Raw genomic sequence first — 15,742 nt, forward strand, 5'->3', positions numbered from 1 at the left:
GATTTTGGTTCACAAAACACTTGTTTGGCAGTACCAAAAATACGGATTATTCTAATTTATGAAGCAGCGGTAATACAGCCAAGGTCGTTCGGCTCGATTTTAAAAATGGGTTTGTTCTTAAAATTCAGGACATATGGGCATCTGTCTTTGAACCCGCTCCACTTTTTGTAGTCCAATGGATCTATGGATGACGTGATCATGTTGATTACAACATGTTCGTTGATGTTCAGGTTGATCATTTCGTCCAAAAAGTCCCATCCATCCATGATGGGCATATTGATGTCCAGAAAAATAACCTCAGGAATGGGTTTTCCCAAGTTTTGTCTTTCAGCAAGGGCGTCATAAGCCTCTTTGCCATTCTGAAAAATTTGTATGTCCTCGCAATCTGCTACGGATTTCAACATTTTTTTGATACCAAATACTGTAATGGGATCATCGTCCACAATAAAAATACAACTAACTTTCTTCATTAAAATACACATTGAATGTAGTGCCTTTGTCAACTTCACTCTGCACTGTTATACTCCCGCCCATGGCCTCGATTTGGTTTTTTATCAAGTAAAGACCAAAGCCCTTGGCATCTTCTCTGTTGTGGAATGTCTTGTACATCCCAAAAATTTTGTCGCCGTACTTGTCCAAATCTATTCCCAATCCGTTATCGGAAATGCTCAGCAAAATACCTTTTTTGGATTTCATGGCATTTATGGTAATTAGAGGAGGTCTGTCCGGACTTTTATATTTGACCGCATTGGAAACAAGGTTTAAAATAATACTGTCCAAGTAAGCGGGGACGCATTTCACTTCCATATTTTCTCCCACATTGTTTATGATCTGGGTATGGTTGTTTTCCAAAAATGCAGAAAGGTTGTGCAATACGCCTGTAATATTTTTTCTGAGGTTAAGCGATTTTTTGGTTTCTGATGTTTTGGTGTTAACATCAACAACCTGATTAAGGTTCCCCAAGGTTTCCAACAAATTATCGGAAGCTTGGGTGAGCATATCAATTATACGCTTTCTTTCTTGGGGGTCTTTTTCGGAATTTAAAAACCCTAATAGCATTGAGAAATTGGCGGAATGCGATCTCAGGTTATGTGATACGATATGTGCAAAACTGATGAGCTTTTGGTTTTGCATGGAGGTTATTTTAATCAGCCCGCACAGCTCCTCTTGCTTTTTTTTCATCGAGCTTATGTCCAAGCTCATACCGATGAGACCACATACTTTCCCTTGCAAATCAAAATATGGGATTTTTGATGTTAGGAAATGGGTTGTTTTGCCATTTAGGTTGCTTACTGCCTCTTTTCCTATTATAGGGGTCAGGTGTTTCATTACCTGAATGTCTTCTTCCCGTGAAATTTGAGCAACCTCTCGGTCGTAAAGGTCAAAGTCCGTTTTGCCGATGAGCTCTTCGGGTCTCTTACGTAGATAAGTGCACTCCCCTTTATTGACCAATATCTTTCGTGACTCCAAATCCTTGACGTAAACATTTAAAGGGAGACTGTCCACCAAGGTGGTAAGCAGCTGTTGGTGCTCTTTTACCCTTTGTTCGGCAAGTTCTTGATTGTGGATATCCTTAATGGTTCCAAAAATTTTGACCACCCTACCGTCCTTAATGAAAGGTTTGCCGGTTATGCGCACCCATCTTTCCTCTCCATTGAGGGTGACAATGGTTAACTTGATATCGTAAGATTGATGGTTTGCCATGGCCTTATGGAAAAGCATGGAGACCTTGTTCTGGCTATATCCGGGCTTAAAGAATTCTATGGCCTCGATTGCTGTGGGTTCGTAACAATCCGGAACTTGATGAATTCTTTTGGTTTCCTTGCACCATGTGAGTTTTTCGGTATCGATTTCATATTCCCACCAGCCTGTTTTGGAGACCGCTACTTTGGTTTCCAAGATATTTTTCAACCAGTTGAGTTCTTCTTCTTTTTCAATCTCGGAAGTAATGTCATCGGTCTGTACAATCGTTCCAATCACATTCTCTTTTTCATCGAACCAAGGAGCGAAATAACTTTTTAAATGACGGGTCTCGTTGTTGCGGGTAAGCTTATGCTGTAGGTTGAACGATTTGCCCTCCTGTAGTTTTTCCGAAAGGTTTTCCACCTCTGTTAGCAAACTGAAGATCTGGGTCTTTTGTTTCTTGTTGATCGGTGGCAGTCCAAAGATTTCCAACCAAGAACAAGAGGCATCCAATAAGACGCCTTCCTTGCAAAGAAGAGCCGTTGCCTTGGGCAACTGCTTCAGTAAATAAAATTGGTCAACTCTCTCAACTGCTTTCAAACCTCGGGGGGAATATTTAAAAACGTTCTACTTCTAGGAAATTTCTGACCAAGGTATAATTATTGGGCAATTTGTCGGATTTTATGTTGTGAAAGCACTTATTCGTGTTGTATCTAACAGTTTACCCTATGTTTGACAAATATCAATTTCAGAGAAATTACCTACACTGTGTTTTTGACCGCATGTATTTTATTTGACCACAACGGTTTCTGGCACCAAACCTGTATAGTCACCACCATTTCTGATAACATCCCGAACAATGGATGAGCTGATGTATGACTTGCCAGAGGATGTCAACAGAAATACCGTTTCTATTTCGGATAGTTTTCTATTGGTGTGGGCAATGGCTTTTTCAAACTCAAAATCCGCAGGATTGCGCAATCCTCTCAAAATAAAATTGGCATCTATCTTTTTGCAAAAGTCGACAGTCATACCTTTATAAGTGGTCACTTTGATTTTGGGCTCGTCCTTAAAGGCTTCTTCGATGAACTTGACCCGGTCTTCCAAAGAGAACATATATGATTTGTCAGCATTGATGCCTATGGCGATGACCAATTCATCAAAAAGGGTAACCCCTCTTTTTATAATATCGTAGTGTCCTAAAGTGAGTGGGTCAAAAGAACCGGGGAACAATGCGCGTCTCATGCTGTGGAATAAAGTTTCTTAAAAATACGGTTTCTATCGCAAAGCTTCAACAATGGCACTATCAAAAAGTGCTTCGAGGGAAATTCCCGCGATTTTGGCCTGTTGTGGCAAAAGACTTTCTTCAGTGAGTCCCGGGGTCGTATTGATTTCGAGGAGATGGGGAACATCGCCGATAAAAATAAATTCACTGCGGGTATATCCCTTCAATCCAAGAGTCCTATATATAAATTCGGCCGATTGCCTCACATTGGATTCCTGCTCTTCGGATATCCTGGCTGGGGTTATCTCCTGTGATTTGCCCAGGTATTTTGCCTCAAAATCAAAAAAATCGTTTTCTGAAATAATTTCAGTGGAAGGCAGTACCGTCACTTCATTGTTGAAAGTAATCACGCCAACGGAAACTTCCGTTCCATCCAAAAAGGACTCTATGATGATTTGATTGTCTTCGGAAAATGCATTTTCAATGGCATCGCCCAAATCCTCTTTTTTGTGGACCTTGGAAACCCCGTAGCTACTGCCGGCCCTATTGGCTTTCACAAAACAGGGAAGTCCCACTTTGTCCACTATGGCATCCTCGTCCACGGATTGACCTTTGTTCAAATAATAAGACGTGGCGCAGGGCACCCCGTAAGGTTTCAAGGTGCTCAGCAAGTCCCGTTTGTTGAAGGTCAATGCTGCTTCGTAATGGTTACAGGAGGTTTGTGGAATATCCAAAAGTTCAAAGTAGGCCTGCATCAAACCATCTTCTCCGGGAGTGCCGTGTATGGCATTGAAGACACAGTCAAAATGAATTTTTTCAGTATCGGTGGTTATGCTGAAATCGGATTTGTCCATGGGATGTTCCTGGTCGTTGTCATCCAAATAAAACCATCTGTCCTTTGTGATGACAATGCGATAGGCATTGTACTTGTTTCTATCTAAATACTTGTGCACCACGTTTCCGCTTTTTATGGAAATATGATGTTCACTGGAATAGCCGCCCATGATGATGGCAATGTTCTTTTTCATTGACTTGTAAAATATCGCAAAGCCAAAGTAAAGAAAAAAGGGTTGGCTTTCCTATATTTGTTCCGATAAGGTGAACTGCATGAAAAAATTTTTCAATTTTTTAAAAAGTAAGACATTTTTAATCCAGCTAGGATTGGCGGCGGTGGCCGTTGTGGTTTTGGTTTTCGTGACGCTACAATGGCTCAAGAGCACCACCAACCACGGGGAGTTTGTTGAGGTGCCCGATTTTTCCAAAATGTCGGTTTCGGAGATGCGGTCGGCAGTTGAGGAAGCAGGGTTGAGGTATCAGGTGCTGGATTCATCAGAATATAATCCGGAATATCCCCGATTTTCCATTTTGGAGCAAAATCCCCCAGCAGGCAATAAGGTCAAGTCCAATCGTAAAATTTATTTTACGGTCAATCCATCAGGATACAAAAAAGTAAGTGTGCCGGATATCATTCAGGTTACTCGCCGAAATGCGGAATCCATGCTCAGGGCCGTGGGATTGGATGTCGAACGTGTGACTTACAAGGATGAGCTGGGCAAGGACATGGTCTACAATATGAAGCACAAAGGGAAATATATAAAACCTGGAGACCGATTGCCAAAGACCTCGAAGATAGAGCTTATATGTGGTAACGGTAACATCCCCGGAAGTGCTCGGGTACAGGCAGATTCCAACTAAGCATGGATACTTCGGACAATCAGGACGAGCTTTCCCAAGATGATCTCTATGAGCATCATGGCTTTGTGGCTTCTAAAGGCCAAGAGCCCTTGCGGGTGGATAAATTCTTGATGAACTTTATCGAGAACGCCACACGGAACAAAATCCAACAGGCAGCCAAAAAAGGACATATCTGGGTCAATGGCTCCATTGTGAAACAAAATTATAAGGTAAAGGCGGGCGATGAGGTAAAGGTAATGTTCGAGCATCCACCCTACGAGTTTTTACTGACCCCTGAGGACATTCCGTTGGATATTGTTTATGAGGATGATGTACTCTTGGTGGTGAACAAGCCTGCCGGCATGGTGGTGCATCCGGGGCATGGTAATTACTCGGGAACATTGATCAATGCCTTGGTCTATCATTTTGAAAACTTGCCCAACAATAGTTCGGACAGACCGGGGTTGGTGCACCGCATCGATAAGGATACTTCGGGTCTGTTGGTGGTTGCCAAAACGGAAACCGCTATGACGCACTTGGCCCAGCAATTTTTTGATAAGACCAGTGAGCGGGAATATGTGGCCTTGGTTTGGGGCAATGTGGAAGATGATGAGGGGACCATTGAAGGGCATATTGCCCGTAATCCCAAAAACCGTTTACAGATGATGGTGTTTCCCGATGGCAGTGAGGGAAAGGAGGCCGTTACCCATTACAAGGTGTTGGAACGTTTTGGGTATGTTACCCTGATTTCCTGCAAGCTGGAAACAGGCAGGACCCATCAAATTCGGGTACACATGAAATACATTGGGCATACACTGTTCAACGATGAACGATACGGGGGCGATAAAATCTTAAAAGGAACCACCTTTACAAAGTACAAGCAATTTGTGGAAAATGCCTTTAAGGTGCTGCCCAGACAGGCACTGCATGCCAAGACCCTTGGTTTTGAACATCCTGTAACGGGGGAGTTCATGAGATTTGATTCTGAACTGCCCGACGATATGGTAAACGGTATTGAAAAATGGCGTGGATACGCCAAGCATCACGAATCATAGTTTTCTTCAATCTTAAGATTGAAAACACCATTGGAATCCCCTTCCAAAAAAGTAAAATCCTCGTTATTTTTACAAAAATCAAAGTAAGATGAAAATTGTGATATCTCCAGCAAAGTCACTCGATTATGATACGGCTTTGCCCACTTCAAAATATACTCAACCCCAATTTTTGGACCAAGCGGAAAAACTGAATTCCGTACTGAAAAAGAAAAAGCCCAAGGCTTTGTCAGAGCTAATGTCGATTTCTGATAAATTGGCGGACCTGAATTGGGAGCGCAACCAAAAATTTGAGCTTCCCTTTACTTCGGACAATGCACGACCGGCTATCTACGCATTCAACGGCGATGTGTACCAAGGTTTGGATGCCTATACCATTCCAGAGGATAAATTGGACCGCTTGCAGGATAGCTTACGGATTTTGTCGGGTCTGTACGGGATACTGAAGCCTTTGGACCTGATGCAACCCTATCGTTTGGAAATGGGAACGCAACTTAAAGTGGGCCGTAAAAAGAACCTGTACGGGTTTTGGAAGGACCTGATTACAGAATCCCTGAACAACGAACTAAAAGATGATGAACTGTTCTTGAACTTGGCGAGCAACGAATACTTTAGCGCCGTGGACGACAAAAATCTCAAGGTCCCGGTGGTTGCCCCGGTCTTCAAGGACTGGAAGAACGATAAGTTGAAGGTCATCAGTTTTTATGCTAAAAAAGCACGGGGATCTATGGTCCGTTATATCTTGGATTCCGGAGCGGAGACCTTGGAGGATATCAAGAATTTTGACTACGACGGATATCTTTTCAGCGAGGAGCACACGGTAAAGAAAAACGAGCCTGTGTTCATCCGATAAAAAACTTTGGTAAAATCCGAAGTAATCTTTAAGTTATAGTCCACAAGGCGTGTTGTTACGATAGGAGTGCACATGCCTTAAATTGTGATACGCTTAAATTTAACCCAGAGGTTACACATTATTCACGACCTTTGAGTGTTTGACTTTTTTTTTAACACCAACATTAAAACAAATACATGCAGCAAACTAAACGGTTAGAAGAGTTTAAAAAATCGGTAACCAATAAGTTCAACATCTATAACAGCCTTTTCCTCAGCTTGCCCTATAAGAATGTGGAAAACGTGGGGATTCTTATCCCCCTCTTGCTGGACCAGTGCGAGAAAGGACTCAAGGCAGGTAAGGAACCCCAAGAGATATTGGAGGTGTTCTTCTCCAACTTTGTTGATATTCAAGACGAAAGGGAACGGTTGGACTTTATGTTCAGGATAGTACAATACGTAGAGCGCCAAGTGGTACTCTATGATAGTGTTGAGGATTCAGCATTTCCAAAGCTACAGGAATACAGTAGTTCCTTGACTATCAAGGATTATTTTGAGCTGGTAAACCGAACAAAAAATTGGGACAAAGTCTCCAAAAAGCTTTCCACCTTTAGTGCACGCATTGTTTTAACGGCACACCCAACGCAATTCTATACCCCTGCGGTATTGGATATCATTGCAGAGCTACGCTCATTGATTGATGAGGATAGAATACATGATATTGACGTGACCCTCCAACAATTGGGGCTGACATCCTTGATCAATGCCAAGAAACCGACACCATTGGACGAGGCAAAGAACATTATATATATTCTTCGTAATACCTATTATGATGCTGTTGGAGAACTGTACCAATATGTAAAGAGCAACATTCGAGACGATAAGTTTGAGAACTACAACTTGATGAAACTTGGGTTCTGGCCAGGGGGTGACCGTGATGGAAACCCATTTGTGACCGCCGATATCACCAAACAAGTCGCGGATGAGTTACGGTTGACCTTGATGAAGTGCTACTACAACGAATTGAAGGACCTGCGAAAGAAACTGACCTTTAAGAGCATGCAGGAGGATATCAATGCGTTGAGCACCAAACTGTACCATGCCATGTTCGACCCCAATGCGCCGATTTCCTATGAGGGAATCATAGGTCATTTGAGTGCCGTAAGGGAACAGTTGGTGGAATATTATCACGAATTGTATTTGGATGAGTTGGACCAGTTCATTGATAAGGTCCACATATTCAAAACACATTTTGCCACCTTGGATATCCGCCAAGACCACAGCAAGCATACCTTGGTAGTGGAATCCGTTTTGAAAAAGAACGGAATCATCAAAGAAAGCCTGGATGAAATCAAAGAAAAAGAGTTGGTTAAGTTGTTGCTTGAGGACAACTTCAAACTAAATCCAAAGGATTTTGATGATGATATAGTAAAAGATACCATTGTCAATATCCAAAACTTGAAAGCCATTCAAGAGAAGAACGGGGAAGATGGATGTAACCGATACATCATCAGTAACTCCGAGGATATCTTCTCTGTACTGTTCGTTTTCGGATTGTTCAGATGGTGCGGATGGGATGAGAAAGACATCACTTTTGATATTGTTCCATTGTTCGAGACCATGAAAGGTATGGATGCTTCCGAAGAAGTAATGCAGACCCTGTTCGATATCCCAAAATATAGACAGCACCTAGAACGAAGAAGGGATATTCACACCATAATGCTCGGTTTCTCCGACGGTACCAAGGACGGTGGTTATCTCAAGGCCAACTGGTCAATCTTAAAGACCAAGGAAACCTTGAGCAAGGTCTGTAAGAAAAATGGGATTGCCGCCATCTTTTTCGATGGTAGGGGAGGACCGCCAGCAAGGGGTGGGGGTAAAACCCACAGATTCTATGCGGCCCAGACCAAGGATGTGGCCAACCACGAGATTCAACTGACCATTCAAGGGCAGACCATTACCAGTACTTATGGTACCAAGGAGCAGTTTATCCATAATTCCGAGCAAATGCTTACAGCGGGATTGAGCAACAATCTTTTCGGGAAGGAATTGACCATCTCGTCCGCGCAGCGAAAATTGATTGAGGAACTTTCCGAGCTTAGTTTCGCAAAGTACGATGCTTTAAAACAGCATGAGAAGTTCATTCCTTACTTGGAAAATAGGAGTACCCTAAAATATTATACAAAAGCCAACATAGGCAGTAGGCCGGGAAAACGGGGCAATAAGAAACAGTTGACTTTGTCCGACCTACGAGCGATTTCGTTTGTGGGTTCTTGGAGCCAGTTAAAACAGAATGTGCCCGGTTACTTTGGGTTGGGCTCTGCCATTCAACAGTTGAAAGAGGAAGGACGATTGAACGAGGTTAAAAAATTGTACAAGGAAGTCCCTTTCTTTAAAGCTTTGATGCTGAACAGTATGATGTCCTTGGCCAAATCCAATTTTGATTTGACCAGCTACATGAAGGATGACCCTGAATTTGGTGATTTCTGGAACATATTACATGATGAATTCCAGTTATCCAAAAAGATGCTGTTGCAGATATCGGGTCTCAAAATATTGATGGAGGACGAAGCCGTGTCCAGGGAATCCGTCAAAATCAGGGAGAAGATTGTATTGCCATTGTTGGTGATTCAGCAAAACGCCCTGTACCACATCACACAGAATTCTGAATACAAAGAGCTTTATGAGAAGATTGTGACCCGTTCGCTTTACGGAAACATCAACGCAAGTAGGAACTCGGCGTAATGGGTTTAGGTTTCTTTAGAACTTGTTCTCAAAGAAACAATATAAGCCAAGTTATTAGGTTATCCAATAATACAACCATACCTCCTGTGAAGAGAATAGCGCTATATCTGTCAATTGTATTTACATTGTTTACACTTTCCTGTTCCGATGATCAAAGCAAAGAACAAGAAATAGAACAATTGGGTACTTTGGAAGTAAAGGCAGTTTACGAAAGCGGAACGGCCATACCTGATGTTACGGTTTCCACTATTCCTAGGACTCATGAGAAAATGACCGATGCGATGGGCAAAGCGGTGTTTACCAATGTGCCCATTGGAAATTATGAGGTTATACTGACCCCTTCGTTTTCTGAGGTCAGCGTAGCAGTTGGCGTAAGGGTACAGGAAAATCAAGTAGCTGTTGTCGAAGCTATTATGGGGCCTGATCCTATTTCAGAAACTCCAATCGACTTTGATGTTCTTTTGAACAGCATATATAATCAATTGAAAACAGAATTCTTGTTTGATGCCAATGGCTACTCCCATTATTGGGGGGATATTGGGACAGGTATGGTCAGAATAAACCCCGATTCGATGGGTAGGTTTGGCGATTTGGATAATTACTATTTTCAGTCTGGTAATTATGTGATCAACGAAGTATGGGCGGAGCATTACAGGGTAATTAGACTTACTAATATAGGTTTGGGCGAGTTAATGGACATGGATTCAACATCGGAAGGGGAAGTGGATTTTGATCGCTTTGAATCCGAGTTTCGTTTCCTGCGAGCACTATTGTACTTTAACTTAGTTAAACTTTATGGGAACCCTGTTTTGGTTACTACAGCCGAAGTCAATTTTGATGACCCGCCATCATTTGAACAAGGAAGGGAACTTGTATTCGATCAAATAGTAGAGGACCTGATATTCGCACAGCAGAATTTATCATCTGGTTTACCAAAAGAACGGGCATCCAAAGAAGCGGCAACAGCGTTGCTCGGTAAAGTTTACCTTACCATGGCTGGTTTTCCCATGCGTCAAACGGATAAATATGGTCTTGCTTTAAAAGAATTGGAGAAGGTAGTTGGAAGTTTTACTTTAGAGGAAAACTACTCAGATGTCTTTTCCATTGAGAATGAAAGTTCGAATTCTGAGGTTATTTTCAATATTGACTTTGATGACTCGGGTAATTATAGTGTCCCATGGGGGCCTAGGGGTATTTCTTTTAATGACCGTTTGTTGTTGGTTCCCAACTTTATAAACTCCTTTTTTGAGGAAGGAATGGAACCCTCCGACCCTGTAATTTTTCCTGTGCAAAACAATGATTCAAGATTTCAACAAAATATAGCCACATTTTCATATGAAAATGGAGGTTTGACAGATGAAAGCCTAACGGAGAATTGGCGTCCTTACAAGTTTGGTAAAGAAATGGAGGAACCCAGTGTCATGAATCAAGAATCTTTTGATTATCCTTACTTGCGAATAGCCGATGTACATCTAATGATAGCTGAGGCCGAAAATGAGTTGAACGGTCCCACAACTAAAGCTTATAATGCGTTGAACCTGATAAGAAGAAGGGCTTTTGGCGATTTCGAGCATGATGTTCAAAGTGGGTTGACCCAAGAAGAGTTTTCCAATCTTATTTTAAAGGAAAGACGTTTGGAGTTTTGTTTTGAAGGACAATTTAAAGATGATCTCATTAGAATGATTGCTCTGGAAACCGAGATGTTGAACTACAATCAAAATTACCCGGAGTTGGCAAGGGATTTCCAAAGTCATGAATACATTTGGCCCATACCACAATCAGAAATGAGCCTGAACCCGGATGCGGTTCAAAATGAAGGATACTAAATTGGAGTTTTGAGCAAACAACCATTCAAGCATACGCATCCTTACGAACCTTTTTTATTGCCCAAGGCCACTAAGTTGATAGTTGGAACCTTGCCTCCACCACGATTTACCACTGGTGAGTTAAAGCCGCAAGACGTGGATTTCTGCTATGGGAGCTGCAACGGTCAGCTTTGGCCCATTCTTGACAGAATCTTTGATTTGGGTTTAAAATATGAGACTACGGAAGAGGCAGTTGAGCAACGCAAGCGTTTTTTGATGGCACATAAAATCGGGGTCTGCGATATTGTTGAAAGCGCCGAACGGGAAAAAGTGGATGCCTCCGATTTGGGTATGCAAAATGTAGTCCTTCGCGATTTGGTGGGTTACTTGAAAAAATACCCGAATATCAAGACATTGTTGTTCACTGGGGGAAATAGTAAAAATGGCCCGGAATATTTCTTCCGGAGACAATTGAAGGAACACGCCTTGAAATTGAAAGTTGTTTCTGATGAGGTTCCCCGAATCCATCATCTTGAACTGCCACTTGATTCCGACATATCAATTCGAGAACAGTCGAGAACGGTAAAGACCGTTTCCCTGACCGCCCCTTCGGGAGCTGCCAATCGAGCAGTAGGAAGCCTTCAGGCTTATAAAGACTTAAAAAGTAAAAACCCTGAATTCAATACATTGGATTTTAGAGTGATGCAGTATAGGGAGTTTTTTACATCTGATTTGTTTTAGGGTAATTATTGGTGTAAGATAACGTCTACGACTTAGCTAACTTTTAAGTAATTGGACGAATTATTTGATCAGCGATTTATTTATAAGCTTACTTTTTCCGAAAATTTCAATTTTGACCATTAACAACATTGTGTTATTTGACGGTGTTTGCAATTTGTGCAGTGGATTTGTGCAATTTGTGATAAAAAGGGAGAGAGATAGCACTATTTCCTTTGCTTCCCTGCAGTCTGAAGAAGGCCAAGGACTGCTAAAAAAGTATGGTGTGGATTCGACTACAGTTGATTCTATCGTATTTATCAAAGATGATAGGGCTTTCATTAAAAGTGAAGCTTTTTTTAAGATAGTACAGCATTTAAAAGCACCATGGCCTTTTTTGAGGATATTCACATTTCTGCCTCTAAAATTCAATAATGCCATTTATGATTTGATTGCAAAGAACCGCTATAAAGTGATGGGCAAGAAGAATAGTTGCTGGTTGCCATCGAAGAGTATGTCTAACCGATTCATAGATTCTATAGGATGAAAATTTTTACAAAGAAGAATTATATGTTCTTCATAGCTGCCATATTTTTACTTCCGAACCTTTTTGTTATGGCATTGGGTATTGAGAGTTTTCCTTACACACAAGCTCCAATGTTCGGGCATTATATCGATTCCGAAACCAAATTGTACCTTTTAAAATTTGAGGGTCATAAGGATGGACAAACAATCGATTTGGTTGATTATTACGGTAAATCCGAGTTGAGGTTTATTAGGCACTTTTTTAGTAAAGTCTACGGTTCTTCCGAGTATTTTACTCCTTTTTCAGGTAGAGTCATTGAGGATGAGGAAAGGTTTAATGAAAGGCTCAATTTATTTTTCGAGAGTTTTGAAAAATTTCTGTGGGAAGAATATCAGCTTCGATTCGATAGCATTGAGGTTAAAATTGCCCAGGTTGATGGAGAAAGAAATTTAATTGGTGATTTTAGGCCGTTTGGGATTTATAATTGTAACACCGAAGAATATAAAGTAATAATGGATTAAGATTATGAAGGCAATTTTAAATCAGGGGCTTAAGTTTTTGAGCAACCCTTTATTTACCCTGCGGATATTTTTAACCTTATTGATTTCCAAAAATTCTTTGGAACGACTAAACTTCTTGGTCGGAGTAAAGAACAATGAAGCGTATGAGCTCTCCTTAACTTGGATAAATAGTGTTTTGCCCAAAGAAATGTTGGTAAGTCAAAGTAATTTTGAGTTTTACCATTATCTCATAATTATATGTACCGTTACAGCTGTTATAGGTCTTTTTGGGCGATTGAGCATATTCATATTGGCACTTACAGGGATTATGATTAATGGTATGGTGGAAGGTGTAGGGATATTTGACCATAACCTTTCATTGCCAAGTCAAGTGTTTTTTATGCTTGCATTTTTACCAGGTACAATGTCTTATTCCATCGATGGGCTGATTTTAAACAGAATATTTAAAAAGAGATATTTTGGAGGTACCGACCAAAAGATTATAAAAATGAGCACTAACCTTATTTTGCTAGTTTTGGTGTTTACTTATTTTACTGCTGGAGTATCCAAGTTGAGGTATGGTGGGGTCGAATGGTTGGATGGTTCAACTTTGAGTTTTTACATTCAAGACAAAATGTTGGATTATGAAGAGGGTAAAAAGCAAATTTTATTGGGTAGAAGTATAGGGGAAGAGGATTTTGAGTGGAAAGGTCCGTTTGGATTATATTCCCATACCTATGGAAATTACCGAACTTCTCCAGCGCATAGGGTTTTCAATACTTGGTTAGGGACAAATGAATACCTGATGAGTATAATTTCAATTCTTACAGTTTTATTGGAATTATGCGGTTTTATTGTGTTTATTAATCCCAGATTAAGAAATATCTACCTCATATCGGTAATAGCAATGCATAGTGTAATTGGCTTCACAATGGGGTTGAGTTTTTCTTATTATAGGGTTATATGTGTTCTTTTGATTGATTGGCGATCTGTATTTTCAGACGGTGCCTCAATTTATCAAGGACTTAAACAGCGCAAGGTAAAGTTGCTGTATAGAACACAAAATCGGTAGTCGGTGGTAATTGTAGGCACCTTTCATAATTCCATTCATTTTTTTCAGAACGTTAAATTCAAACAATTACAGTCTATTAACGGAATATTATTTAATCTATTTCTGCACTAGCTGCGTATATAAATAGATTGATAAATGAAAAATTTTGAATTATGGGATTGATGAGTAAAATTGTGGGAGTTGTATTTGCTGTTCTAATGTTCGGGTCGTGTTCCGTACATAGAAGTGCTGGTAACAGTGCTACAGCTCCTGGGCAAGTAAAAAAGATCACAGGTGATAAAAGTGCCAAAGCCTACGCACCTGGACAACAAAAGAAAAATGGCAATAAAAACTGATTGTTGCTCAGCATAACTCCAAAAAAAAAGCCCCGATTTTCGAGGCTTTTTTAATTCATTTCAGAAGATAGGATCCCATAAAAAGCTTTTATCCCATAAGCCAACTGACCGATTTTTACATTTTCGTTGGGGCTATGCTGGTTGTTGTCCGGATTTACCACGGGAACGATAAAGGCTGGAATTTTCAATTCGTTGATAAAAGGGGAAATAGGTACGGTGCCGCCCATGGTACGGATTTGAATTACTTCTTTCCCAAAGCTCTGATTTAAGGTTTTCACGATAAACTTACCGTACGCATTATCCAAGTCGGTTCGGAAAGCATCGATAACACTGCCTTCTTCCACGGTTACGATTTTGTCAAATTGCATACGCTCCTCTTTGGATGGCACATGGTCCAATACTTTGTATCCCTGCTTGGTAATATGATCTTTGACCAATTGTTTCAGGCGGTTGCCATCGCTTTCCACGACCAATCTCAAATCCAGTTCTGCCGTGGCACTTTCCGGAACAATGGTTCTTGCTTTCTCTCCAATCCACCCAGAACCCAACCCGCGGATATTGAGGGAGGGATATTGTAGGGCCTCTTGGTAAAAACCACCCACTTTTTCAGCTGTCTTGAACTGAAGCCTCTCTGCAATAGCCTCGTCGTTATCGGGTACGCTTTTCAGAATGGAATCAGTTTTCTCATCAATGGAAACACCATCATAATAGCCAGGAATCGTCACTTTACCATCGGAATCCTTCATGGTTGATAGCAATTGTGCCAACTGGAAACCTGGATTTGGTGCATAATTGCCATAATGTCCACTATGTTGCGGTTTGATAGGGCCGTACGTCGTTAAGGTCAACGTAGTGATGCCACGGCAACCATAAACAACCGTGGGGTTTTCCGAAGCATGTACAGGTCCGTCCACAATCATCAAAAAGTCGGACTCCAAGAGCTCACGATATTGTTTTACTGCGGCAGGTAGGGGGGTGCTGCCCTTTTCCTCTTCACTGTCCAAAATAACCTTGATGTTGAACGGGAGTTCCTTGCCATCCTTTTTCAAAAGGTCCATGGCGTTCAAGAGCATCACGATGGGCGATTTGTCATCCGAAGTGGAACGACCGAACAAACGCCAATCATAATTGATGTCATCGTCCATTTCGTCAAAGGAAATCGTTTCAAATCCGTCATCTTTCGGAGCTTTCAATACCACCTGATAGGGATTGGATTGATTCCATTTGGATGGATCTACGGACTGCCCATCAAAATGCATATAAATAAGTACTGTGGGTTTTTCATCGACCATGGGTATGGCTGCAAAAAACAAAGGAAGCCCTTCGGTATCCAAAACGGCAGTGTTGAAACCCCTGTCACTAAATTTCCGCTTGAGCCACATAATGTTACGGTCAATATCGGCCGTATCCAGTGCATCGTTGGGAATGGCAATGAATTCCCGAATTTCATTGATAGCATCGGCCACTTGCGATTTTATAGCTACGTCATCTTGAGCAAAAAGGGAAAAACCAAGGAATAGGGAACCAAGGAACAGCATTTTTTTCATGAAACAGATGGTCTTGATTTAAAACTGAAA

General features: G+C 41.2%; 15 protein-coding genes. 10 read left to right on the forward strand and 5 right to left on the reverse strand.

Features of this window, described 5'->3' with window-relative positions:
* Window positions 1-56: 56 nt before the first annotated feature.
* From EO132_RS14145 to EO132_RS14160, 4 genes are all read right to left on the reverse strand, one after another.
* Complete coding sequence (locus EO132_RS14145; protein WP_235856468.1) at window positions 57-470, reverse strand: response regulator; 414 nt, start codon at window positions 468-470, stop codon at window positions 57-59.
* A complete protein-coding gene (locus tag EO132_RS14150) occupies window positions 457-2,283 on the reverse strand; it encodes a PAS domain-containing sensor histidine kinase (RefSeq protein WP_127138486.1) in 1,827 nt (608 codons plus the stop codon). Before EO132_RS14150 ends, EO132_RS14145 begins: the two co-directional genes overlap by 14 nt.
* A gap of 189 nt (window positions 2,284-2,472) precedes the next feature.
* Complete coding sequence (gene coaD, locus EO132_RS14155; protein WP_127138487.1) at window positions 2,473-2,928, reverse strand: pantetheine-phosphate adenylyltransferase; 456 nt, start codon at window positions 2,926-2,928, stop codon at window positions 2,473-2,475.
* A gap of 33 nt (window positions 2,929-2,961) precedes the next feature.
* On the reverse strand, window positions 2,962-3,936 hold the full coding sequence (locus EO132_RS14160) for a D-alanine--D-alanine ligase (protein WP_127138488.1): 975 nt from the start codon (window positions 3,934-3,936) through the stop codon (window positions 2,962-2,964).
* Between the two features lie 79 nt (window positions 3,937-4,015).
* Here EO132_RS14160 and EO132_RS14165 point away from each other — a divergent pair, with 79 nt between their 5' ends.
* The 10 genes from EO132_RS14165 (at window position 4,016) to EO132_RS14210 (ending at window position 14,165) form a co-directional block, all read left to right on the forward strand.
* Window positions 4,016-4,603: a PASTA domain-containing protein gene (locus EO132_RS14165; RefSeq protein ID WP_127138489.1), complete on the forward strand. Its 588-nt coding sequence runs from the start codon at window positions 4,016-4,018 to the stop codon at window positions 4,601-4,603.
* Between the two features lie 2 nt (window positions 4,604-4,605).
* On the forward strand, window positions 4,606-5,637 hold the full coding sequence (locus EO132_RS14170) for an RluA family pseudouridine synthase (protein ID WP_127138490.1): 1,032 nt from the start codon (window positions 4,606-4,608) through the stop codon (window positions 5,635-5,637).
* An 88-nt stretch (window positions 5,638-5,725) separates the two neighbouring features.
* Complete coding sequence (yaaA, locus tag EO132_RS14175; RefSeq protein ID WP_127138491.1) at window positions 5,726-6,487, forward strand: peroxide stress protein YaaA; 762 nt, start codon at window positions 5,726-5,728, stop codon at window positions 6,485-6,487.
* A gap of 176 nt (window positions 6,488-6,663) precedes the next feature.
* Complete coding sequence (locus tag EO132_RS14180) at window positions 6,664-9,210, forward strand: phosphoenolpyruvate carboxylase (RefSeq protein WP_127138492.1); 2,547 nt, start codon at window positions 6,664-6,666, stop codon at window positions 9,208-9,210.
* 86 nt (window positions 9,211-9,296) lie between these two features.
* Window positions 9,297-11,036, forward strand: coding sequence for a RagB/SusD family nutrient uptake outer membrane protein (locus EO132_RS14185; protein ID WP_164732351.1), 1,740 nt, complete (start codon window positions 9,297-9,299; stop codon window positions 11,034-11,036).
* A gap of 9 nt (window positions 11,037-11,045) precedes the next feature.
* Window positions 11,046-11,756, forward strand: coding sequence for a uracil-DNA glycosylase family protein (locus tag EO132_RS14190; RefSeq protein WP_127138494.1), 711 nt, complete (start codon window positions 11,046-11,048; stop codon window positions 11,754-11,756).
* Window positions 11,757-11,868: 112 nt separating this feature from the next.
* Window positions 11,869-12,279, forward strand: coding sequence for a thiol-disulfide oxidoreductase DCC family protein (locus EO132_RS14195; protein ID WP_205780371.1), 411 nt, complete (start codon window positions 11,869-11,871; stop codon window positions 12,277-12,279).
* Window positions 12,276-12,779, forward strand: a complete 504-nt coding sequence (locus tag EO132_RS14200; RefSeq protein WP_127138495.1) for a hypothetical protein — start codon at window positions 12,276-12,278, stop codon at window positions 12,777-12,779. The genes EO132_RS14195 and EO132_RS14200 overlap by 4 nt, the downstream gene beginning before the upstream one ends.
* Before the next feature lie 79 nt (window positions 12,780-12,858).
* The gene (locus EO132_RS14205) at window positions 12,859-13,830 is read left to right on the forward strand and encodes a hypothetical protein (protein ID WP_127138496.1); all 972 of its coding nucleotides are present in this window, start codon (window positions 12,859-12,861) and stop codon (window positions 13,828-13,830) included.
* 161 nt (window positions 13,831-13,991) lie between these two features.
* A complete protein-coding gene (locus tag EO132_RS14210; RefSeq protein WP_235856469.1) occupies window positions 13,992-14,165 on the forward strand; it encodes a hypothetical protein in 174 nt (57 codons plus the stop codon).
* A 50-nt stretch (window positions 14,166-14,215) separates the two neighbouring features.
* Here EO132_RS14210 and EO132_RS14215 read toward each other — a convergent pair whose 3' ends face one another.
* Window positions 14,216-15,712, reverse strand: coding sequence for a M20/M25/M40 family metallo-hydrolase (locus tag EO132_RS14215; protein WP_127138498.1), 1,497 nt, complete (start codon window positions 15,710-15,712; stop codon window positions 14,216-14,218).
* Between the last annotated feature and the right edge of the window lie 30 nt (window positions 15,713-15,742).

Source organism: Flagellimonas oceanensis (genome assembly GCF_003992595.1).
Classification (GTDB): domain Bacteria; phylum Bacteroidota; class Bacteroidia; order Flavobacteriales; family Flavobacteriaceae; genus Flagellimonas; species Flagellimonas oceanensis.